Genomic DNA, 20158 nt, shown 5'->3' on the forward strand with positions numbered 1-20158 from the left:
AGCCCAATTTAAATTCCAAGCACTCTCTAAATTTCTCAGTAAGGAAATTTAGATAACAAAAAACCCCGATATAGTCGGGGTTTTTTGTTGCTGGACCCTGATGTGTTAAGTATCAAAGTTACTTAACTCACAGTGCTGACACTGTGCAAACTTGTCCACATCTACTCTTCTATAAAAGAAAAAGAAGATTGGTTGCGGGGGCCGGATTTGAACCGACGACCTTCGGGTTATGAGCCCGACGAGCTACCAAGCTGCTCCACCCCGCGTCCGACTTGCCGAGCATTATACGCGCTCTACAAGGTGTTTTACAAGTTTGTAAATCAATGGTGCCGAGAGAGGGACTCGAACCCTCACACCTAAGGCACTAGCACCTCATGCTAGCGTGTCTACCAATTTCACCATCTCGGCAGCTAAATCTTTAGCTTATTGAGGAATTTCGCTGCTCTCTTGAGCTGGAACTTCACTCACGCTATCAGCTTGTTCGATAACTTGACCTTGAGTCGGGTCAACCCACTGAGATTCAGTTTTATGAGTTGACATGTTACCTAATACTAGGCTGATAACAAAAAATGCTGTTGCAAAAATTGCAGTCATTCGGGTTAGGAAGTTTCCTGAGCCGCTTGCGCCAAACACTGTGTTTGATGCGCCTGCACCGAATGAGGCTCCCATATCTGCGCCTTTACCTTGTTGAATCAACACTAGGCCGATTACACCAATCGCTGCCAACAGGTAAATCACAAGTAGAACTGTAAACATTATTTCCACCTATGTTCCAAATTGTTGAGCCAGCGCCGCTCGAAATAACATTTCAGAACAAGGCTAGCGACCTCCTTAACGAAGGCGGAGCAATACTAGCGAAACGCTCTAACGCTGACAAGAGATAATTACTAAAAAAACATACTAACAGCGTCAAACGGTCAAAAAAAGGACAAAAACTCACTTTTATCCGTCTATGACTCGCACTAGGGCTAGTTTGTCGTGTTTGGTGCCGCTGCGATTACTCACCCAGCACCGGAATCGAGAACTTTATTAAAGTTCAGAAAACTCAGGGCAATATTCAATTAAGCCGCTACGACCATTAAACTCGCCATCACGCAGCGCAATCACCTGAAACGCACCAGCTGGCACTTCCCAGCGGCAACGCATATTGTGCTTTTCGCTTGCAACAAAACCGAAGCGGCCATAGTAGTTTGGATCGCCAAGCACAACACAAGCTGGATAACCCAGCTCTTTCAAAGAGGCAAACGCTTCTTCTACCAATTGCTTCGCTACACCTTGACGACGATACTCTTCTTTCACCGCTAATGGCGCGAGACCTTGCCAACTGTCATCTTGACCATCGAGTGTGACTGGGCTAAACAGCGCGTATCCTACGACTTCACCGTTATCATCGGCCGCGACCAGAGATAGTGTGCGATGTCCGTTTTCTCTTAGTTTCATGACTAAGTTCGCTTCCGCTTCTGTTTCAAAAGCAGATTTCAATAATTGGTCAACGGCAAGGATATCGGCCGGAGCTTCAGTTCGAATAAGCATTTACTACCTCACTTTGTGTGGAAGGCGATTGTAAGCCTTTATATACAAAGTCGGCTAGTTGATTTAACAAAGTTTGCAACGGCTTTGGCATTGCTTCAAGATCAACACTGTCCATCAGGTTCTTCACTTCTAAGCCCAACTCCGTATCTCCTTCAATAGAAAGACGACGCTGGAAAAACAGTGTGTCTGGGTCTTCTTTACGCCCTGCGATCAGCACTAAATCATTCAGGTTACCGCTAAACGACACATCTTCTTTTTGAGCTTGGTCTGCCACAATCAGCTTTTCATCTTCGTAACTGACATACCAATCCAGGCGCATATCGACCACAGAGACCTTTAACCACTTACCTTCAAGGAATTCGAAGTCACCGTCTTCCAACGCTTCTTTGAACGCCATTTTCAGCCCCTCAAGTAAGGCTTTTTTTTGTACAGATTGAGGCAATAAGTGGACTGGAGATCGCAAAATTGAAGCGGCATTTTGAACTAGTTGAGTGCGAATCTTGTTAATCACGCGAATTATCCGTTACTTTGTTAATAGTAACCACACATCATAGTAGATGTTCACAGGTCGATACCTGTCATTTATCAAAGAATCGACGTTAACCGGCTAAGTCTTTAATAACTAATAAATGCCAGCTATATTGTTAGGTCAAGGTAATCCTCAAACTTATGGATTTCACAGCCCTTATGGAAATTGGTAACTCCTGAATGCTATCGCAACAGTTACAGCACTGGTTTACAAAAATTACGGCTAACAGCCCATTTTTCTTTGCCATACTGGATCGCCAACATAACTATACGTTGGTTAATGGGCGCTATTGCGACATTTCAGGCTTAGCAGCAGACGAACTGGTCGGCATGCGTGATACACAGATCCTTGGTGAACAGTTTTACGATCTGCTCAAACCTTATTATGAGCGCGCTTTTGGTGGTGAAACACTCGAAGCGGAAATCACCCTAGGTGAAATCGACCTCGAAACCAGTCTGCACTTTAGTTTGTCACCGATAGAAAATGATGAATGCGTCGAGCACGTCATTTTTCACGCCATCGATACTTCCGAAAAGCATATTCTGATCCGCTCTTTAGAAGAGTCGGAAGGTAAATACTCCACGCTGACAACACTGCTGCCTGACGGTCTATTGTTGGTTGAAGATGACTGCATCATTTCATCAAACCCTGCTGCCATCCGTTTATTAGGCTTTGATTCGATTCAAGATTTATTAGGTGAAAACCTTTCACGCCTATTCATTGATGAAAAGACCAAAACAGTTTTCCCGACCTCATTTGCAGAGACATTGGGCGAAGCGCCGCTAACTTGCCTGACAGGACCTCGCTGCGGTTTTGAGCGTAAAGTGCTGCTCAACGCCGACAATACACTCGTCCTAGGCAGCAGTTCCCAACTGGTGTTAATTCAAGATGCGGAAGATACGCCAAAGATTTTGACGAAAAAATCGCATGAAGACGTCAATATCGACTCTCTTACAGGCTTGTACAATCGATTTGGCTTCACTAAGCGTCTAGAGCAACTGATTCACAACGAAACACCGTTGATCATGCTCTATTTAGATATTGATAACTTTAAGAACATTAACGACTCACTCGGCCACCACATCGGTGACAAGGTCATCAAAGAAGTCTCATCTCGTCTTAAGCGCCTTTTACCAAATAAAGCAATACTAGGGCATTTAGGAGGCGATGAGTTTGGCATCATCCTGCCAGAACCTGACAACAACCGTATGGCTGAAATGTTGTCAGAACGAATTATCTCGCTGATCAACCAACCTTTCGATCTACACCATTTTAGCAAGCGACTTGCGTGTTCGATTGGTAGTGTCGCCTACCCCGGCGACGGCAACGACGCGCGTATTTTGCTGCAAAATGCTGACACTGCGATGTACGAAGCCAAAGATCGAGGTCGTAATCGTCTGATCAAGTTCAACGATCAAATGAATAAAGAAGCGCGTATGCGTTTATGGCTCGAGATCGAATTACAAAAAGCGCTGCAACAAAATGGTTTAGAGGTTTGGTATCAACCTAAGGTCAACGCACGTGACTTCAGCATTAATGGTGCTGAAGCGCTGATCCGTTGGAAACACCCGGTAGAAGGTTATATCAGTCCGAGTGCGTTTATTCCTGTCGCAGAGAGAGCCGGATTGATCGAGCACCTAGGCCGAGTGGTGATGCGTGAAGTATTCAACACAGTTAAGCGTTGGAAAATCCAAGGGATATTACCGGGCCGTGTTGCGATCAACTTATCGCCAGAACAGTTCGGCAACCCGAAACTGATCGATTACATGGAGAAACTGCTCCGTACCACCGAACTAGATTCCAGTTGCATCACTTTCGAACTGACCGAAAGTGCGGTCATGAGTGACAGCGAACACACGATTCAAATGCTCAATGCGATCAAGAAGTTAGGTTTCTCACTTTCGATCGATGACTTTGGTACTGGCTATTCGTCGCTCTCTTATTTAGCACGCTTCCCCATTGACGAGCTGAAGATCGACCGCGCGTTTATTAGCGACCTAGATACGTTACCAAAGCAGGTCACGGTGATCGAAAACATCATCAACCTAGGTAAATCACTCAACCTGACTGTCGTCGCCGAAGGTGTAGAAACTCAGCAGCAAGCAACTCTGCTGTCAAATCTCAACTGCCATTCAATCCAAGGTTTCCATTTCTATAGACCTCAACCGAAACAAGAAGTGGAAGAACTGTTCGCCCAGAACCGCCGCCATAAAAGCTAACTCCAATTGAGTATTTAACCAAGAAACTCACTTAAACCTGCCTTACATCAAATTTGCCATTCATAATTCTTCATAAAATGCGGGGCACTTTGAAGAGATAGTCTGGTAGAAAGCAATGGAACTCCTATGCCCAGCAGGAAACTTACCTGCCCTAAAAACCGCCATTGATTGCGGTGCTGACGCGGTCTACATCGGATTTAAAGATGATACCAACGCGCGCCATTTTGCGGGGTTAAACTTCACCGGTAAAAAGTTAGAAAAAGCGGTGCAGTACACCCACGATCACGACAAAAAAATCCATGTGGCACTCAACACCTTTGCCCACCCAGATGGATTCGAGCGCTGGACAGATGCGGTAGACCGAGCTGCGGATAATGGGGTGGATGCACTGATCGTTGCAGATATTGCGGTACTCGATTACGCCGCACGTAAACACCCAGATTTAGAGCTGCATTTGTCGGTACAAGCCTCTGCGACCAACGTACCTGCAATCGAGTTCTACAAGAACAACTTCAACGTTAAACGTGTGGTTCTGCCGCGCGTCCTATCGATTCATCAGGTTAAACAGTTATCTCGTAATATCACCAGCGATGTCGAACTTGAAGTCTTTGCCTTTGGTAGCCTGTGCATCATGTCAGAGGGACGTTGCTACCTATCGTCTTACATGACAGGCGAATCTCCTAACACCGTAGGCGCGTGCTCACCAGCCAAATACGTGCGCTGGCAAGAAACCGAGCAGGGTTTAGAGTCTCGTCTGAACGATATCCTGATCGACCGCTACAGTGCTGGTGAAAATGCAGGATACCCGACATTGTGTAAAGGTCGTTTTATCGCCGAGTTAGACGGTGAGAAAAAACGCTACCACGCGTTGGAAGAGCCCACCAGTTTGAACACACTCTCGATGCTGCCAGAACTGTTTGCGGCTAATGTTGCGTCGGTCAAGATAGAAGGTCGCCAACGCAGTCCTGCCTATGTTGAACAAGTAACTCGTACTTGGCGCGCCGCAATCGACCGCTACCAAGCAAATCCTGAAGCGTACCAAGTTGAAGCCGCATGGGATGCCGCACTAGCAAACGTCTCCGAGGGCACTCAAACCACTCTCGGTGCTTACCACCGTAAATGGCAGTAGAGGTAACAATGGAAAACAACATGAAATACGCGTTAGGCCCACTACTCTACTTTTGGCCAAAGCAAGATGTCGAAGCGTTTTACCAGCAAGCGGCCAACAGCTCAGCAGATATCGTTTACCTCGGAGAGAGCGTGTGCTCCAAACGCCGTGAAATGAAGCCAGCGCATTGGTTTGATATTGCCAAAGAATTAAGGAGCGCAGGTAAACAAGTGGTGCTTTCTACAATGGCTTTGCTTGAAGCGCCGAGCGAAGTCAACGTAATGAAGAAATACATCGATAACGGCGATTTCGCGATTGAAGCTAATGACGTCTCGGCGATTCAACTGGCAGCAGATAAGAAAGTGCCGTTTATTGTTGGACCTGCGGTGAATACCTACAACGCCCACACGCTAAACCTGTTCCTAAAACAAGGCATGACACGCTGGTGTATGCCGGTAGAGTTGTCACGCGAGTGGCTCAGCAACGTATTAAATCAATGTGAACAACTCGGGATTAAAAATCAGTTTGAAGTCGAGGTATTTAGTCACGGCTATCTGCCTCTCGCCTATTCAGCCCGCTGCTTTACCGCTCGCGCCGAAAACAAAGCCAAGGACGACTGCGAGACTTGTTGTATTAAGTACCCGACTGGAATTCAGGTCAGCAGCCAAGAAGGTCAAGAAGTATTTAACCTTAACGGCATTCAGACTCAGTCTGGTTACTGCTACAACCTAATCAACGACTTACCAAGCATGAAAGGACTAGTCGATGTTGTTCGCTTAAGCCCATTAGGTGTAGAGACGCTCTCTGAATTGGATAAGTTCCGTGCTAACGAATCGGGCTCACACCCAGAACCGATGGCTAGCCGTCAATGTAACGGCTATTGGCACCAACTCGCGGGCTTAGAAGTCAAAACTCTCTAACCACTAACAGAAAGGGCTCCTAAGAGCCCTTTTTTCATATCACTTTCTTCATATCGTGGCTTGTATCGTTCGCATCTGATAACGCTTTACATCGTTATAAAGCATTACCGCTACTATCACACTCAACGCGATATTCGACAAAGGATAAGCGAGCCAAATACCAGTGACACCATACAGTTTTGGCATGATGTACAAGAACGGCAGCTGGATAAGCATATTACCCATAGTGACAAACATTGCCTTACTGCCACTATTGATCGCTTGGTAATACGCAGCTGTCACTACTAAGAAGCCATCCAGTGCCAACGCAAATAGATGCAACTGAATTCCCGTCACCGTGTAGTCGACTAATTCGTGGCTCTCGGAGTTAAACACCGAGACGAACTGGTAAGGAAACACGTTCAGCAACACGACAAAAATAACACCAAGTGAGATAGACGAAACCATTGCCACTTTGAGTAACTTCTTAATGTTCTCAACGTGTTTCGCGCCGTGGTTATAGCTTGCCAGTGGCTGCATGCCGTTAGCAATGCCTTCAGCAGCAAGGTAATAAACGGTTACGATATACCCCAAGATCGCATACGCACCGATCATCAATTGATCACCATATTCGGTAAACAACCCGTTATGCAATGCCACCATCACCGAACCATAGGCATACATAAAAAAGCTTGAAACACCGATGGTGAAGATCTGCGGAATCGCGGTAAAGCGAAACTCAAAGTCAGCGACTTTCAGACGTAAATTTGCGCGTGGTGAGAAGAAATACGAGATACCAAGCGCGGTCACCGTCATCTGCGCAATTGCCGTCGCAATCGCAGCACCGGTCAATTCCCAATCCAACCAAGCGATAAATACATAGTCTAAAACGATGTTGATTACCGCACCGACCATCATCAGCATAGTGGCCAATTTCGGGCTTTCATCGTTGCGCAGTAGGAATGGCATCGCAATCGATCCAAGGGTAAATACACACCCAGCAATCAGGATATCGAGGTACTGTAAACCAAGCTCAAAAACACGCCCCTGCGCACCCTGCCAGATTAGGAAGTTTTCGGCGAACAGCCATAATGTTATCGCAACAATCGGTGTGATTAGCAGCAGTAACAATAACCCTGTCATCAACACCTGTTTTGCGCCAAGTGCATCTTTTTCACCTTGGCGAATCGACGTCAAAGCCCCCGTACCGACGCCCACCAGCATACCGATCCCGAGGATCGCCCCGATCACTGGCCACGCAACGTTGATGCCTGCCAGACCATCCGCCCCGACGTAACGGCCAATAAAAATACCATCTACGATTTGGTACAACCCGTTGACCAGCATTGCTGCGACAGTCGGGATGGTATAACGCCAAAACTGCTTGTATATGGATATTTGCATACTCACACCAAAAGTTAGCCAGGCTAACTAAATAGATAAATTTTAGTTGTTTAACGACTTTTCCAATAAGTAGACAAGCTGCCTTGCTTCTTCGACATCCAAGTTTCGATTCATTGCTTGCGCAATCGTTCGGTAAACTTCTTGCTCTAAAGATAAATCCTTTATCACTTTTTCTGTCAGGACAACGCGCTTTGAGCGCCCATCCTCCGGACACGAAACCCGCTGAACTAAGCCTTTCTTCTGCAGTCTAGCAACCATGTTAGACGCTGATGGTTTAGTCACTTTCATCTCTTCTGCCAAATCGGTAATGCGAATGCCATCAGAGAAATCTTGGATCACCCGCAAGTAATCGAACTCGTTGAAGCTCAACGACGAAAGTGGATCTTCCTTGGCATAGACGCGCCACGCTATTGCGCAGAAACGCTCTAGCTCGATCAAACTGTTTTCTAGAGTCATAATGATCAACTTAGTTAGCAAGACTAACTATTCTAGCGACAAGATAATAAAAAAGCCACCGCTTGTTGCGGTGGCTTTGAGCATGTCAAATATAACTACTTGGCGGCTTGCTGTTGTTGGCTTTTCGCTCTCGCAAGCTGCTCTTCTTGTACTTGGTTATAGATGCGCGTGAGCTCTAGAAATGCGTATCGATGTTCAACGTATTCATAAACGTTGAAAGAAATCGCTAACTTGTAGAGCGAAATCGCACTGGCAAAATCACCTTCACGCTGGTAACGCTTACCCAAGTAGAAGTAGGCTTCAGTCAGCCTTTGAGCTAACAAGGTGTTATCTCGCGTACCTTGTAGGATCGCTTTGAACGCGTTGGCTTCTGACACTTCACCTAATGAGATCGCGACTAACACCCAACCCCATTGCTCATTGCGTTGTTGATAGCTTGCCATCAGACGCTCGCGCGCTTTGATCGGATCAACTTCTGATTCAATCAAATACAACCACAGAGCACGGAATGGGTCTTCTGGATCCTGCGCGTAGTTCTTTTGCATGTCTTCCATCGCTAAAGGCAGACGGTCACCATAGTACAGGGCAATCGCACGGTTGCGTTCAGCATAAGAATTCGACGGATCAAGCTCAAGCGTGGAACCAAATGCATCATACGCTGCATCGAAATCCCCTACCTGAGTAAAGTGCACACCCAGTAGGTTATAGAGATCAGGTTGAAGTGGGTTAATAGCCAAAGATTGCTTATAATCCAAACGAGCCAAATCACGTAGGCCAACACTATCATAGTAGCTGCCACGTTCGTAAAACATCTTGGCACGAACCTCATTCTTGAGGTCTGGACGTTGTAATAACTGCCCTAGTCGGGCGATTTGTACTTCTTGCTGAACACTCGCTTGCAACGGCACAGCCATCGGCGGGTATAGCCATTCAGCATTGTTACTAGAATTTGAGGCACAGCCAGCGGTCACTAATACAGCAAGACTAAGCGTCGCGGTTTGAAACCATTTCACAGTTCGATACTCCTGTTGCTAAGTCTAGCTTAGCATCATCCGCATATAAAAAAAGGGAGCCAATGGCTCCCTTTATACATGCTTTTAACCTAATAAGCTAATCCACAAAGTGGGCTTACGGTTAAACCATTATGCGTCAGATGCAGGCTTTTCTTCAGCCGCTGCTTCTTCTGTCTTCTCTACCGCTTCTTTCATACTTAGACGAACACGGCCCTGACGGTCAATCTCAAGAACTTTAACTTGAACTTCTTGACCTTCAGCTAGGTAGTCAGACACTTTCTCTACACGCTTGTCAGCGATTTGAGAGATGTGTACCAGACCATCTTTACCTGGAAGAATAGTAACGAATGCACCGAAGTCAGCTAGACGAGCAACTTTACCTGTGTAGATGCGGCCTACTTCAACTTCTGCTGTGATTTCTTCGATACGACGGATTGCTTCTTTCGCAGCTGTACCTTCAGTTGCAGCAATCTTGATTGTACCGTCGTCTTCGATTTCGATAGTGGTACCCGTCTCTTCAGTTAGCGCACGGATAACTGCACCGCCTTTACCGATAACGTCTTTGATCTTCTCTGAGCTGATCTTCATTGTGTGAATACGCGGAGCAAATTCAGAGATATCGTCACGAGCACCAGAGATTGCTTCATCCATTACAGATAGGATGTGCTTGCGTGCGCCTTGAGCTTGGTTAAGCGCAATTTGCATGATCTCTTTAGTGATACCTTCGATCTTGATGTCCATTTGAAGTGCAGTAATACCAGTGTTAGTACCTGCTACTTTAAAGTCCATATCACCTAGGTGGTCTTCGTCACCAAGAATGTCAGAAAGTACAACGAAGTCATCGCCTTCTTTCACAAGGCCCATCGCGATACCCGCAACAGAAGACTTGATTGGCACACCTGCATCCATAAGCGCAAGAGAAGTACCACATACAGAAGCCATTGAAGATGAACCGTTAGATTCAGTGATTTCCGACACAACACGTACTGTGTATGGGAACTCATCCACAGACGGCATCACTGCAGCAATACCGCGCTTCGCCAATTTACCGTGACCGATTTCACGACGCTTAGGAGAACCTACAAAACCAGTCTCGCCCACACAGTATGGAGGGAAGTTGTAGTGTAGTAGGAAGTGATCTTTACGCTCACCAGTCAACTCATCGATGATTTGCGCATCACGCTGAGTACCTAGAGTTGCCGTAACGATAGCCTGAGTTTCACCACGAGTGAATAGCGCGCTGCCGTGTGTACGAGGAAGAACACCAGTGCGAACATCTAGTGCACGAACCATGTCTTTCTCACGACCATCAATACGAGGGTTACCCGCGATAATACGGCTACGTACCACTGTCTTCTCTAGATCATGGAAGATAGTGTGGATTTCTTTTGTATCGGCTTCAGGGTCTTCAGCAAGAAGAACTTCATTTACTTCCGCTGCGATCTCATGGATACGGTCGTAACGAGACATTTTCTCAGTGATTTGGTAAGCCTCAACAAGCTTAGCTTCTGCTAACTCAGCGATCTTAGTTTTAAGCACTGTGTTTTCTGCAGGAGCAACCCAATCCCAAGCAGGAGTTGCAACTTCTGCTTTGAATTCGTTGATTGCTTTAATAGCAACTTGTTGTTGATCATGGCCGTAAACAACCGCTGCTAGCATTTCTTCTTCAGTTAGGTTGTCTGCTTCTGATTCAACCATCAGTACTGCTGACTCTGTACCTGCAACCACAAGATCAAGCTTAGAAGTTTCTAGTTCAGTTTGGCTAGGGTTAAGTACAAGTTGACCATCGATATGACCAACACGTGCCGCACCGATAGGACCGTTGAATGGGATACCAGAGATAGCAAGAGCAGCAGAAGTACCGATCATGGTAACGATATCTGGCTGAACATCTGGGTTTACAGACATTACTGTCGCGATAACCTGAACTTCGTTTTTAAACGCGTCTGGGAATAACGGACGGATTGGGCGGTCGATTAGACGAGCTGTCAGCGTTTCGCCTTCAGATGGACGACCTTCACGCTTAAAGAAACCACCAGGGATTTTACCTGCAGCGTATGTACGCTCTTGGTAGTTAACCGTTAGTGGGAAGAAGTCTTGACCTGCAACGGCTTCTTTTTTACCTACAACAGATACGAATACAGACGTATCATCCATTGTGACCATAACTGCTGCAGTAGCTTGACGTGCAATAACGCCAGTTTCTAGAGTAACCGTGTGATTACCGTACTGGAACGTTTTAACAACTGGTTTTTCGAACATTATTATTCCTTGCTTCTGAGTACACCAATATATCGGCACCCAGAGTGTGTTAATTAACACTCGAAGCATTACGAATCGCGACTAGTGAAAAGAAACTCAACGAAATTTCTTTTTAATAGCCGCGACCTTTTGGTCGACGAGGTGACTGTAATGCAATGAGCTTTTGATGAAAATCCCGACGTTTGGGATTTAGCCGTGCGTATTATAACGGCAAGAATGACATTTGGCTAAATTTAGCCAACAAAAAAGGGGCATAAAGCCCCTTTTTAGACAAACTGCTATGCAGTCGCTGATTAGCGACGTAGGCCTAGACGTTTGATTAGGTCTTGGTAGCGAGCTAGGTTTTTACCTTTTAGGTAATCTAGAAGCTTACGACGACGAGAAACCATACGTAGAAGACCACGACGGCTGTGGTGATCGCCTTTGTGTGCTTTGAAGTGACCTTGTAGGTGGTTGATAGAAGCTGTAAGTAGAGCTACTTGAACTTCTGGTGAACCAGTGTCGCCTTCGCCTTGTGCGTATTCTGCAACGATTGCTGCTTTAGTTTCTGCATTCAGAGACATAATTCTCTCCTAATAAGAGTAGGTTTAAAGTTGTAGCAGCCAATCTCTGATTCAGCCACTACGCGAAGCGCGGATTATATGGGATGAGCAGAGGTTAAGCAATAGGTATTTTCTAGGAACTTGCGTGTTTTCTGGTACACTTAGCGACCTAAAAGAAATACCTAATTGAACAAACAGGATTCACTATGAAAATCGGCATCATTGGTGCAATGGAACAAGAAGTTTCCATCCTTAAACAAGCTATTGAAAACTGCCAAACTGTGACTAAAGCAGGTTGTACTTTCTTCTCTGGTCAACTTAATGGCGTAGACGTAGTTCTGCTTCAATCAGGTATCGGTAAAGTAGCAGCGGCGATTGGTACAACTATCTTATTAGATGAATACCAACCTGATGTTGTGATCAACACGGGCTCTGCTGGCGGTTTCGACTCAAGCTTAAACCTTGGTGATGTCGTGATCTCGACGGAAGTTCGTCACCACGATGCTGATGTAACCGCATTTGGTTACGAAATGGGGCAAATGGCACAACAACCAGCGGCATTCCTAGCAGACGAAAAGCTAATGAACGTTGCCGAGCAAGCACTCGAGCAAATGGACGACAAACACGCAGTACGCGGCCTAATCTGTACTGGCGATGCATTTGTCTGCACTGCTGAGCGTCAAGCGTTTATCCGTACTCACTTCCCTTCGGTTATCGCGGTTGAGATGGAAGCATCAGCTATCGCGCAAACTTGCCACCAATTCAACGTACCGTTTGTTGTGGTTCGCGCAATCTCTGACGTAGCAGACAAAGAGTCTCCAATGAGCTTTGAAGAGTTCTTACCTCTAGCAGCACAAAGCTCGTCAGAAATGGTCTTCAAAATGGTTGAGTTACTTAAGTAAGACGAACGCACATCATGGAAGATTTGTTCAACCTACTCTACTCAAACGGAGCGCTCCTCGTCATGTGGGGCGCTTTATTGTGTCATGTAATTCTGCCCTTCCCTCGTGAAGCTCACCCCGCCATTTTATGGCATAAATTTGCTGAGCTGCTGGCACAAAAAGTCAACACGAACAACAGCTACTCACAAAGCCTTATTTCCGGTTCGTTAGCTTGGCTGTTAATGATGGTGCCGATGGTAATCGTTATCTTCGCGCTTAAACCTCTCGTTTGGCAGCCACAGTTGTTTGAACTGGCGTTTTTGCTCCTTGCCATCGACTGGCGTAACACCGACAAGTTCAGCGCTCAATTTGTTGCGGCGCTTGCACGCGAAGATAAAGAGCAGGCCAAAATGTTGCTGAAACCTGTGGTCAACCGTTCAACGGAATCGCTTTCCCTACTAGGGTTAGGAAAAGCTGGAACCGAGACGTTAATTATGTCCTACGGGCGAAACGTGTTCGGCGTATTATTTTGGTACGCGTTCGGTGGTGGCGTTGCAGCATTTGTCTATCGAATGTCGGTAGAGCTGGCCCGAGCTTGGTCTCCTTCTCGTGTACAGTTTTCACCGTTTGGTATTCCAGCTATTCGCATCGTCGCCTTGCTCGATTTTATCCCATTGCGCCTGTTGGCCTTGATGGTGGCCATTGGCAATAAGTCTCGTGCGGTGATGACATTAATCAAACAACAATCGGCATCGTGGCCATTACCTGGCCCTTCATGGTTGCTGGTATCGGTCGGCGCAAAACTGGAACTATCGTTGGGTGGTCCCGCGATTTACGACGGTAAGAAATCGGTTCGCGCCAAACTTGGTGGACGCATTGCCCCGTCTGCGCTGCATATGGCTCAAGTACAAAAACTGTTGGCTTGGCGCATGTTGGCGTGGATTCTGATCCAAAGCGCACTCATGGCAGCGGTTTATCAAGGGATCTAGATGAAAAAACTGTGTTACCTATTGGTACTGTTGCTGCCATGTATTGTCAGTGCAAAGCCTGTCGAACGCATCGTTAGCTTAGCGCCTCACGCAACGGAAATTGCCTTTGCCGCAGGTCTTGGCGATAAGCTTGTCGCCGTCAGTGAACGCAGCGACTATCCGCCAGAAGCACTTAAGATTGAGAAAGTCGCCAATTATCAAGGCATCAAGATCGAGCGTATTATCGCGCTACAACCCGATCTGATCATCGCTTGGCCGTCAGGCAACCCGATGCGAGAGTTAGATAAGCTCAAGCAGTTCGGTTTTAAGATCTACTACTCTCAAACGTCCTCTTTACAAGATATTGCCCACAATATCGAGCAACTAAGTCAATACGCTGACGATCCATCGATTGGGCAGAATGCGGCCAGAAAATACCGAAATTCCCTCAAAAATCTGAAAAAACGCTACCACACTGACCAACCCGTACGCTATTTTTACCAACTGAGCGAACAGCCAATTATCACGGTTGCGCAAGGTAAGTGGCCAAGCGAAGTGTTTGAATTTTGTGGCGGTGTGAATGTGTTTGAGAAAAGCCCGGCGCCTTATCCGCAAGTCAGTTCAGAACAGGTCATCGTCAACAATCCAGACGTTATCTTTACCTCTGAGCACGCGATTAAAAACGGCAACATGTGGCAAGCGTGGCGTTCGCAGTTGACTGCGGTCGAAAACAACCACGTTTGGCAACTAAACTCAGATTGGATTAACCGCCCGACGCCACGGACTCTAAAGGCGATAGAACAGGTGTGTGATTATCTGGAATCGGCGCGAACAAACGTGAATTAATAACCCTGCCTGCTGGATATCAGCCGGCATTTTACTACTACCTATTTTGTATGAGATTTTACCCACATGGATTCAATGCTGCTCTATAGCATCGACCTTTTTGGTACTGCAATTTTTGCTATTTCCGGCGTGTTACTGGCCGGGCGATTAAAGATGGATCCATTTGGTGTTGCCGTTTTAGGCAGTGTCACTGCGATTGGTGGCGGAACCATTCGCGATATGGCGTTGGGCGCAACGCCGGTATTTTGGATCACCGATACCAACTACTTATGGGTCATATTACTCACCTGCCTTGCGACAATGATCATCATTCGACGTCCGACAAGGCTGCGTTGGTGGATCTTACCGGTTTGCGATGCGATCGGACTGGCGGTGTTTGTCGGTATCGGCGTTGAAAAATCGATGATATTCCAAGATTCAGCGCTAGTGGCGGTCATCATGGGGGTAATCACTGGCTGTGGTGGTGGCATCATTCGTGACGTTTTAGCGCGCGAAGTGCCAATGGTGCTGCGAAGCGAAGTGTACGCGACGGCATGTATTATCGGTGGCGTTTTCCACACGACTGCGCTGGCGATGGGATACGATAATGATACCGCGTTCTTGGCTGGGGTATTTTCGACCTTGTTGATACGCTTAGGTGCAATTCGCTGGCACTTGTCGCTGCCGACATTTGCATTGAATCGCTAAACAAAATCAAACCAATAAAAAAGGTCGCCTAAGCGACCTTTTTTGCCATCATATCGATTACTTTTGTACGCGACGCAATACTTGTTTCAGCGCATCAAAGTCGTTATCTAGCTCTTCTGACAACAGTTCCATCGCTGCGTGTTTCGCTAGCGGTGCTGGCAGCTCAATGTCAGAACCTAAGATATCGTCAACCACTTCTTTGAATTTCGCCGGGTGAGCGGTACATAGGAACAGACCAGTCTCACCTTCTTGAAGCTGTTCTTCCAACACACGGTATGCGATCGCACCGTGCGGTTCACATAGGTAACCTTGGTCAAACAATGATTTCACTGACTCAGCGCTCTGCTGGTCTGAAACCGCACCTTTACCTAATGTTTCTAAGCCCCACTCTTTTACGCGGCATAGCTCTTCGATACGCGGCCAGTTGTTTGGCTGACTCACATCCATCGCGTTAGACGTTGTTGCGACGGTTGGCTTCGGCTCCCACTTACCTGTCTCTAGGTAGCGAGGCACTGTATCGTTCGCGTTAGTTGCGGCAATAAAGCGTTTAATTGGTAGACCAAGCACTTTAGCGAGTAGACCCGCAGTTAGGTTACCGAAGTTACCACTTGGTACTGATACAACGAGATTTTCACGCTCTTGCTTACTCATCTGCGCTGCTGCTTCGAAGTAGTAGCAGATTTGCGCCATCAAACGGCTGATGTTGATCGAGTTAGCCGAGTTCAAGCCGATCTCTTCACGGAGTGCTGCATCGTCGAATGCCTGTTTAACCAGAGCCTGACACGCGTCAAAGTCACCGTTGATCGCCACTGTGTGAATGTTCTTACCTAGCGTACAGAACAATTTTTCCTGTAGTGGGCTGATCTTGCCTTTCGGGTATAGGATCACCACATTGATGTCTTCCATACCGTAGAAAGCGTGTGCAACGGCTGCACCTGTGTCACCAGACGTCGCTGTTAAGATAGTGATTTTACCGCCATCGGAAACCGCGGCTAGCGATTGCGCCATAAAGCGGCCGCCAAAGTCTTTAAACGCAAGCGTTGGACCATGGAACAGCTCTAGCGCATACACGCCATCTTTCACTGATTTAATCGGAGCTGGGAATTGGAACGCCGCATCAACCAGTGAGTTCACTTGGTCTTGCGATAACTCATCACCAATCAACGCAGATAAAATCTTGGTGCTACGAGAAACAAAGTCTTCTGCTAGCAGTGCATCGATATCGTCAAACTTAGGTAGTTCCGATGGAAAAAATAGACCTTGATTACGGCCTAACCCTTGGCGAACGGCTTGGCCAAAGGAAACTTGTTCATCATTTTCTTTTATGTTGTAAAGCTTCATAGCTCACTTCCTGTCACGATCGAGCCTTGTTTGTCTAAACGGCAAACATGGACGAATCCTTGTTCATTTTGTACGTAATTTTGTTCTAGCCAGCGAGCAACTCGCTCAGCGACATCTTTTTCTTTGCAAATGCTAAATAGCGTAGGACCACTTCCTGAGATCCCTGTTGCCAATGCGCCTGCTGTTGCCGCATATTTACGTGCATCAGCGAAGCCAGGTAGCAGTTTCTCACGATATGGTTCTGCGATCACGTCTTTGATCATTTTTGCTGCAAGCTCAGGTTGACCTGAGTGACACGCGTGGATAAAGCCCGCCAAATGACGACCGTGAGCGATGATGTCTTGGCGACGGTATTGAGACGGTAAGATCTCGCGCGCTTCTGCAGTCGAGACTTTGATGCCCGGATACGCCATCACCCAGTACCAGTCGTCAAAACACGGTACTTCTTGGCTGATGATACCCAGCTCTTCCAACATCAACTGCACGCCACCTAAGTAACACGGCGCAACGTTATCGTAATGCACTCCCCCTGAGATTTTGCCTTCCATCTCGCCCATTAACGCGAGCAGTTCTGTCTCATTCAGTGGTTGACCGTGAAAACGGTTCAGAGCGTCAAGAGCCGCAACGATAGAACACGCACTTGAGCCTAAACCTGAACCGATCGGCATGTTTTTCTCTAGTGTCATTTCAAGCGGCCACAAGTCGACGCCTTTCTTATCCAACTCGCGGGCAAACACTAACCAGCAATCGTATACGATGTTTTCTTTTGGGTTGTCCGGCAATTTAGACACAAAGCGGCCTGCGGTTTTGAGACTAAACGGTTCACTGCCAGATTTCACCAGCACACGGTCACCCAACAAAGTACCATCGATTGGGGACACTGCCGCCCCCAACACATCAAAACCTACACTTACGTTACCAATTGACGCTGGGGCATAAACCACCACATCCATACCACTACTCATTTTGTTTATACCCCTAGTTTCCAACCTAATGTACGCATCACATCTGAGAATACCCCAGCAGCCGTTACTTCAGTACCCGCGCCGTAACCACGTAGTACTAGTGGAATTGGCTGGTAGTAGCGGCTGTAGAATGCCAACGCGTTCTCACCATCCTTGATCTTAAACATCGGATCGTTTTCATCCACAGCGGCAATACTCACTCGGCATTGACCATCTGCAATTTCACCCACGTAACGCAATACTTTGCCTTCTTCTGCAGCTAATGCAGACTGCTCTTTAAAGTACGCATCCGCTTGTGGCAAACGCTCCATAAATTCTTCGACGCTACCAGAGTCATCAAAGCCTGGTGGCAATGCTTGGTCAACGATCACGTCTTCAAGCTCTAAGTTCATTCCTGCTTCTCGAGCAAGAATCAGTAGCTTACGAGCCACATCCATACCTGATAGGTCATCACGCGGGTCTGGTTCTGTAAAGCCATTTTCTTTCGCGATGTTGGTTGCTTCACTCAACGTCATGCCTTCATCTAGTTTGCCGAAGATGTACGACAAAGAACCAGAAAGGATACCGCTGAAGCGTTCCAGCTCATCACCTGCAGAGATCAGGTTCTGCAGGTTTTCGATAACCGGGAGACCTGCGCCTACTGTTGTCTCATACATGAGTTTACGACGAGAGCTACGAGCAACATCGCGTAACTGGTGATAGTACGCCATGCTGGCGGTGTTGGCTTTCTTATTTGGCGTTACCACGTGGAAACCCGCGGCAAGAAAATCTGTGTACTGATTGGCGATCGCTTCGCTTGATGTACAGTCCACCAGTACCGGGTTGATAATGTGGTTACGCTGAACCAAAGAAATCAAACGCGCAAGGCTAAACTCTTCGGTGGCGTCTTGCATGCGATCACGCCAGTGCTCCAACGGCAAGCCTTTGCTATCGAGCAGTAGGCCCTTGCTGTTCGCAAGACCACACACGCGCAGCACGATGCCTTTCTCTGCCAGCTTCGCTTGTTGGCGTTCAATTTGGTCCACCAGCTCTCCGCCGACGCCACCGACACCAACAACGAATACGTCAAGGAAGTGTTTAGAGTTAAACAAGTTCTCGTGACACGCTTTGATCGCTTCAGAGATTTTATCTTCTGGGATAACCGCTGAAATTGCGCGCTCAGAAGAACCCTGTGCAATCGCAACGATGTTGACGTTCACTTCTGCTAGAGAAAGGAAGAACTGAGACGCCACACCACGAGAGGTGCGCATACCATCACCGACTAGCGTCACGATTGCGACGTCATCGATGAAGTCGACTGGCTCTAGCAGACCATCTTTCAGTTCAAGCTCAAACGTATCGCTCAGCGCTTTTTGCGCCAGCGCTTTATCTTCAGACTCGATACAGAAACTGATGCTGTACTCTGACGATGACTGAGTGATCAGTACAATCGACACGCCTGCCGACGACATCGCGCCAAATACGCGACTTGCCATGCCGACCATGCCTTTCATACCCGGACCAGAAACGTTCACCATGGTCAGGTTGCTAAGGGTGGTGATGCCTTTGATCGCCAGATTATCTTCACCGGTATCCTGACCGATCAGCGTACCCGCACCTTGTGGGTTAAAGCTGTTTTTGATCAGACATGGAATGTGGAACTGGGCAATCGGAGCGATGGTTTTCGGGTGCAGAACAGAAGCACCAAAGTAAGACAGCTCCATCGCCTCTTGGTAGCTGAGTGATTTCAGCAGACGAGCATCGTCAACTAAACGAGGGTCACAGTTGTATACACCGTCTACGTCTGTCCAGATTTCACAGCAATCAGCACGTAAACACGCTGCTAATACCGCGGCAGAATAGTCAGAACCGTTACGTCCAAGGGTAACCAACTCGCCTTTGTCATTACCCGCAGTGAAGCCCGGCATGATCTTGACGTGCTCTTGAGGAAGCGGATTTTGGCGGAAGTTCTCTGTCGAGATTTCTACATCGACCATCGCTTCTAAATGGTCACCACGTGCAAATAAGTACTCTACTGGGTCAATCAAGCTAGCGGGTTGCCCTTTCGCTTCTAGTACTGCTTTCATCAGTTGGATAGAAACGCGCTCACCCTTGCTGATAATACGTGCATTAACGTTGTTTGGGCACATACCAAGCAAGTTGATGCCGTGAACAAACTGACGCAGTTGGGTTAGAGACGATTTTACCTGATGGTCGTAACCCGCACCGTCGAGGTTTGGTAAGACTTGTTTGATGTCTTGGAATAGGTCGCGAAATGAATCTTCTAGCTCAGCGATTTTGAGTTCGGCGTCACCTGTTTTTAGCGCCGCTTCGATGACGGCAACCAATTTATTTGTTGTTTTTCCTGGAGCTGACAATACGACAGCTACTTCTTCCTGTTGAGCATTATTAGCAATGATATCCGCCGCTCTTAAAAAGCGATCAGCATCAGCTAATGATGATCCTCCAAACTTTAAAACTCGCATCCCTTCCTCCAAATGTCTTTTAAATTGGCATAAAAAAAGG

General features: G+C 47.1%; 18 protein-coding genes, 2 tRNA genes and 1 other annotated feature (1 of these 21 cut by a window edge). Of the genes, 7 read left to right on the top strand and 13 right to left on the bottom strand.

Annotated features, from left to right (window positions below; genetic code table 11):
* Positions 1-189: 189 nt before the first annotated feature.
* From HCZ42_RS11365 to ubiT, 5 genes are all read right to left on the bottom strand, one after another.
* A tRNA-Met gene (locus tag HCZ42_RS11365) sits at positions 190-266 on the bottom strand.
* A gap of 58 nt (positions 267-324) precedes the next feature.
* Positions 325-408 (bottom strand) — tRNA-Leu (locus HCZ42_RS11370).
* Between the two features lie 15 nt (positions 409-423).
* Entirely contained in the window at positions 424-756 is a 333-nt protein-coding gene (secG, locus tag HCZ42_RS11375) for a preprotein translocase subunit SecG (protein ID WP_053409010.1), read from the bottom strand.
* A gap of 273 nt (positions 757-1029) precedes the next feature.
* Complete coding sequence (locus HCZ42_RS11380; protein WP_167420810.1) at positions 1030-1533, bottom strand: GNAT family N-acetyltransferase; 504 nt, start codon at positions 1531-1533, stop codon at positions 1030-1032.
* Complete coding sequence (gene ubiT, locus HCZ42_RS11385) at positions 1517-2044, bottom strand: ubiquinone anaerobic biosynthesis accessory factor UbiT (protein ID WP_167420811.1); 528 nt, start codon at positions 2042-2044, stop codon at positions 1517-1519. Before ubiT ends, HCZ42_RS11380 begins: the two co-directional genes overlap by 17 nt.
* Before the next feature lie 197 nt (positions 2045-2241).
* Between ubiT and HCZ42_RS11390 the strand changes: the two genes are divergently transcribed.
* From HCZ42_RS11390 to HCZ42_RS11400, 3 genes are all read left to right on the top strand, one after another.
* The gene (locus tag HCZ42_RS11390; RefSeq protein WP_167420812.1) at positions 2242-4281 is read left to right on the top strand and encodes a sensor domain-containing protein; all 2040 of its coding nucleotides are present in this window, start codon (positions 2242-2244) and stop codon (positions 4279-4281) included.
* A gap of 115 nt (positions 4282-4396) precedes the next feature.
* Positions 4397-5410, top strand: a complete 1014-nt coding sequence (gene ubiU / locus HCZ42_RS11395) for a ubiquinone anaerobic biosynthesis protein UbiU (RefSeq protein ID WP_167420813.1) — start codon at positions 4397-4399, stop codon at positions 5408-5410.
* A gap of 20 nt (positions 5411-5430) precedes the next feature.
* A complete protein-coding gene (locus HCZ42_RS11400; RefSeq protein ID WP_167420814.1) occupies positions 5431-6309 on the top strand; it encodes a U32 family peptidase in 879 nt (292 codons plus the stop codon).
* 48 nt (positions 6310-6357) lie between these two features.
* Here the strand turns inward: HCZ42_RS11400 and HCZ42_RS11405 are convergent, their stop codons facing one another.
* The 5 genes from HCZ42_RS11405 to rpsO form a co-directional block, all read right to left on the bottom strand.
* Positions 6358-7692, bottom strand: coding sequence for an MATE family efflux transporter (locus HCZ42_RS11405; protein WP_167420815.1), 1335 nt, complete (start codon positions 7690-7692; stop codon positions 6358-6360).
* A gap of 42 nt (positions 7693-7734) precedes the next feature.
* Entirely contained in the window at positions 7735-8148 is a 414-nt protein-coding gene (locus HCZ42_RS11410) for a MarR family winged helix-turn-helix transcriptional regulator (protein WP_167420816.1), read from the bottom strand.
* A gap of 95 nt (positions 8149-8243) precedes the next feature.
* On the bottom strand, positions 8244-9161 hold the full coding sequence (nlpI, locus tag HCZ42_RS11415; protein WP_167420817.1) for a lipoprotein NlpI: 918 nt from the start codon (positions 9159-9161) through the stop codon (positions 8244-8246).
* Between the two features lie 129 nt (positions 9162-9290).
* Positions 9291-11423 (bottom strand): polyribonucleotide nucleotidyltransferase, encoded by a 2133-nt coding sequence (pnp, locus tag HCZ42_RS11420; protein ID WP_167420818.1) that lies wholly within the window; start codon positions 11421-11423, stop codon positions 9291-9293.
* 293 nt (positions 11424-11716) lie between these two features.
* A complete protein-coding gene (rpsO, locus tag HCZ42_RS11425) occupies positions 11717-11986 on the bottom strand; it encodes a 30S ribosomal protein S15 (RefSeq protein WP_005380094.1) in 270 nt (89 codons plus the stop codon).
* Between the two features lie 185 nt (positions 11987-12171).
* Between rpsO and mtnN the strand changes: the two genes are divergently transcribed.
* From mtnN to HCZ42_RS11445, 4 genes are all read left to right on the top strand, one after another.
* Positions 12172-12867 (top strand): 5'-methylthioadenosine/S-adenosylhomocysteine nucleosidase, encoded by a 696-nt coding sequence (gene mtnN, locus HCZ42_RS11430; RefSeq protein ID WP_167420819.1) that lies wholly within the window; start codon positions 12172-12174, stop codon positions 12865-12867.
* A 14-nt stretch (positions 12868-12881) separates the two neighbouring features.
* Positions 12882-13835, top strand: a complete 954-nt coding sequence (locus HCZ42_RS11435; protein ID WP_167420820.1) for a cobalamin biosynthesis family protein — start codon at positions 12882-12884, stop codon at positions 13833-13835.
* On the top strand, positions 13836-14660 hold the full coding sequence (gene btuF / locus HCZ42_RS11440) for a vitamin B12 ABC transporter substrate-binding protein BtuF (protein ID WP_167420821.1): 825 nt from the start codon (positions 13836-13838) through the stop codon (positions 14658-14660). It abuts the gene before it with no gap.
* 66 nt (positions 14661-14726) lie between these two features.
* The gene (locus HCZ42_RS11445; RefSeq protein ID WP_167420822.1) at positions 14727-15347 is read left to right on the top strand and encodes a TRIC cation channel family protein; all 621 of its coding nucleotides are present in this window, start codon (positions 14727-14729) and stop codon (positions 15345-15347) included.
* 57 nt (positions 15348-15404) lie between these two features.
* Here HCZ42_RS11445 and thrC read toward each other — a convergent pair whose 3' ends face one another.
* Genes thrC through thrA form a run of 3 tightly spaced genes read right to left on the bottom strand, consistent with a single transcriptional unit; the run spans position 15405 to position 20118 of the window.
* The gene (gene thrC / locus HCZ42_RS11450; RefSeq protein WP_167420823.1) at positions 15405-16688 is read right to left on the bottom strand and encodes a threonine synthase; all 1284 of its coding nucleotides are present in this window, start codon (positions 16686-16688) and stop codon (positions 15405-15407) included.
* Positions 16685-17641, bottom strand: coding sequence for a homoserine kinase (gene thrB, locus HCZ42_RS11455; protein WP_167420880.1), 957 nt, complete (start codon positions 17639-17641; stop codon positions 16685-16687). The genes thrC and thrB overlap by 4 nt, the downstream gene beginning before the upstream one ends.
* A 17-nt stretch (positions 17642-17658) precedes the next feature.
* Positions 17659-20118, bottom strand: coding sequence for a bifunctional aspartate kinase/homoserine dehydrogenase I (gene thrA / locus HCZ42_RS11460; RefSeq protein WP_167420824.1), 2460 nt, complete (start codon positions 20116-20118; stop codon positions 17659-17661).
* A gap of 30 nt (positions 20119-20148) precedes the next feature.
* Positions 20149-20158 (bottom strand) — a sequence feature (Thr leader region) (it continues 113 nt past the right edge of the window).

Source organism: Vibrio hepatarius (genome assembly GCF_011806575.1).
GTDB classification, from domain to species: Bacteria; Pseudomonadota; Gammaproteobacteria; order Enterobacterales; family Vibrionaceae; genus Vibrio; species Vibrio hepatarius_A.

Bases quoted from the DNA above. Each gene is read 5' to 3' on its own strand.
- secG (WP_053409010.1), bottom strand. From the start codon at position 756: ATGTTTACAGTTCTACTTGTGATTTACCTGTTGGCAGCGATTGGTGTA.
- HCZ42_RS11380 (WP_167420810.1), bottom strand. From the start codon at position 1,533: ATGCTTATTCGAACTGAAGCTCCGGCCGATATCCTTGCCGTTGACCAA.
- HCZ42_RS11390 (WP_167420812.1), top strand. From the start codon at position 2,242: ATGCTATCGCAACAGTTACAGCACTGGTTTACAAAAATTACGGCTAAC.
- ubiU (WP_167420813.1), top strand. From the start codon at position 4,397: ATGGAACTCCTATGCCCAGCAGGAAACTTACCTGCCCTAAAAACCGCC.
- HCZ42_RS11400 (WP_167420814.1), top strand. From the start codon at position 5,431: ATGAAATACGCGTTAGGCCCACTACTCTACTTTTGGCCAAAGCAAGAT.
- HCZ42_RS11405 (WP_167420815.1), bottom strand. From the start codon at position 7,692: ATGCAAATATCCATATACAAGCAGTTTTGGCGTTATACCATCCCGACT.
- HCZ42_RS11410 (WP_167420816.1), bottom strand. From the start codon at position 8,148: ATGACTCTAGAAAACAGTTTGATCGAGCTAGAGCGTTTCTGCGCAATA.
- pnp (WP_167420818.1), bottom strand. From the start codon at position 11,423: ATGTTCGAAAAACCAGTTGTTAAAACGTTCCAGTACGGTAATCACACG.
- rpsO (WP_005380094.1), bottom strand. From the start codon at position 11,986: ATGTCTCTGAATGCAGAAACTAAAGCAGCAATCGTTGCAGAATACGCA.
- mtnN (WP_167420819.1), top strand. From the start codon at position 12,172: ATGAAAATCGGCATCATTGGTGCAATGGAACAAGAAGTTTCCATCCTT.
- HCZ42_RS11435 (WP_167420820.1), top strand. From the start codon at position 12,882: ATGGAAGATTTGTTCAACCTACTCTACTCAAACGGAGCGCTCCTCGTC.
- btuF (WP_167420821.1), top strand. From the start codon at position 13,836: ATGAAAAAACTGTGTTACCTATTGGTACTGTTGCTGCCATGTATTGTC.
- HCZ42_RS11445 (WP_167420822.1), top strand. From the start codon at position 14,727: ATGGATTCAATGCTGCTCTATAGCATCGACCTTTTTGGTACTGCAATT.
- thrC (WP_167420823.1), bottom strand. From the start codon at position 16,688: ATGAAGCTTTACAACATAAAAGAAAATGATGAACAAGTTTCCTTTGGC.
- thrB (WP_167420880.1), bottom strand. From the start codon at position 17,641: ATGGATGTGGTGGTTTATGCCCCAGCGTCAATTGGTAACGTAAGTGTA.
- thrA (WP_167420824.1), bottom strand. From the start codon at position 20,118: ATGCGAGTTTTAAAGTTTGGAGGATCATCATTAGCTGATGCTGATCGC.